The organism is Hansschlegelia beijingensis (genome assembly GCF_045505405.1).
Classification (GTDB): domain Bacteria; phylum Pseudomonadota; class Alphaproteobacteria; order Rhizobiales; family Methylopilaceae; genus Methylopila; species Methylopila beijingensis_A.
Map to the genome: position 1 here is coordinate 1 of NZ_JBJKEX010000536.1, position 1278 is coordinate 1278.

2 protein-coding genes and 1 pseudogene are annotated in these 1278 nt (G+C 69.8%); all 3 read left to right on the forward strand.

All coding sequences use genetic code 11. From position 1 onward, the window contains the following. Positions 1-82: 82 nt before the first annotated feature. Positions 83-292, forward strand: a pseudogene (locus ACIKT0_RS18465) (tetratricopeptide repeat protein); the annotation flags it as partial. Between the two features lie 12 nt (positions 293-304). Continuing rightward, the gene (locus ACIKT0_RS18470; protein ID WP_183394841.1) at positions 305-976 is read left to right on the forward strand and encodes an LON peptidase substrate-binding domain-containing protein; all 672 of its coding nucleotides are present in this window, start codon (positions 305-307) and stop codon (positions 974-976) included. Beyond that, a complete protein-coding gene (locus ACIKT0_RS18475) occupies positions 973-1179 on the forward strand; it encodes a Trm112 family protein (protein WP_325448300.1) in 207 nt (68 codons plus the stop codon). Before ACIKT0_RS18470 ends, ACIKT0_RS18475 begins: the two co-directional genes overlap by 4 nt. Positions 1180-1278: the final 99 nt, after the last annotated feature.

Below are 1278 nucleotides of genomic sequence, written 5' to 3' on the forward strand. Positions count from 1 at the left end.
GGCCGCGTCGCTGAAGGGCTGGGAATGTCGGCGGCCGACGTCGCGCACCTTCAGCCCCTTCCCAAGCAGGTGCTGACCGAGGGAGTCCCGGTTCGACCTCGCGGTTGGCCTCGCGGCCGCCGGCCTGCGCAAGGAGGCGCTCGGCCACCTGCTGGAGATCGTCCGCCGCGACCGCACGTGGAACGACGACGGCGCCCGCAAGGAGCTGGTGAAGCTGTTCGAGGCGTGGGGTCCGAAGGACGAACACACGATCGCCGGCAGAAAGCGGCTGTCCTCTCTGCTGTTCGCGTGATTTAACAAGCGCATGGCTTCGAACGTCACCTACCACAAGACCGAGGAGCTGCCGGAGGTCATTCCGGTGTTCCCGCTGAGGGCCGCGCTGCTGCTGCCGCGGGGCGAGATGCCGCTCAACATCTTCGAGCCGCGCTATCTCGCCATGATCGACGACGCCATCCGCGGCGAGCGGATCATCGGCATGATCCAGCCCGACCCGGAATCCTCGGAGGACGAAGAGCGCCCCGAGCTCGTGCGAGTCGGCTGCGCCGGACGCCTCACGGCGTTCGGGGAGACCGGCGACGGGCGCTATCTGGTGACGCTCACCGGCGTGTCGCGCTTCCGGCTGCTGGAGGAGCTGCGCGACGACGCGCCCTACCGCAAGGCGCGTGTGTCGTTCGAGGAGTTCGTGGCCGACCTCGCGCCCGGCGAAGGGCAGGAGAACGTCGACCGCGAGGCGCTCCTGAAGACGCTGAAGGACTACCTTACGGCCAACAGCCTCGAGGCCGACTGGGACGGCATCCGCCGCGCCCCGAACGAGGCGCTGGTCAACGCGCTCGCCATGATGAGCCCGTTCGGCCCGCGCGAGAAGCAGGCCCTGCTCGAGGCGGCCGACCTGAAATCGCGTGCGGAGATCCTGGTCGCCGTGACCGAGATGGAGCTTGCGCGCGCCAGAGGAGACGCGAGTTCGTCGCTGCAATGACCGACGCGCCCGAAGACGCACGCCGCTCCGCCGGCGTCGACCCCAAGCTGCTCGAGATCCTGGTCTGCCCGCTCACCAAGGCGACGCTGATCTATGACGCGGAGCGCCAGGAGCTGATCTCGCGGCCGGCGAAGCTCGCCTATCCGATCCGCGACGGCATACCGATCATGCTGCCGGACGAGGCCCGCCCGCTCGACGACTGAGCCTCAGAGGCCCGAGGCCGCCGTCACGATCCTGCGCTTGAGCGCCGGCGCCCGGTCCACCAGGCCCATGCCGACGTCCCGCAGCCCGCGCGCGCCCGG

Coding starts and splice junctions, on each gene's coding strand:
- ACIKT0_RS18470 (WP_183394841.1), top strand. CDS start 305: ATGGCTTCGAACGTCACCTACCACAAGACCGAGGAGCTGCCGGAGGTC.
- ACIKT0_RS18475 (WP_325448300.1), top strand. CDS start 973: ATGACCGACGCGCCCGAAGACGCACGCCGCTCCGCCGGCGTCGACCCC.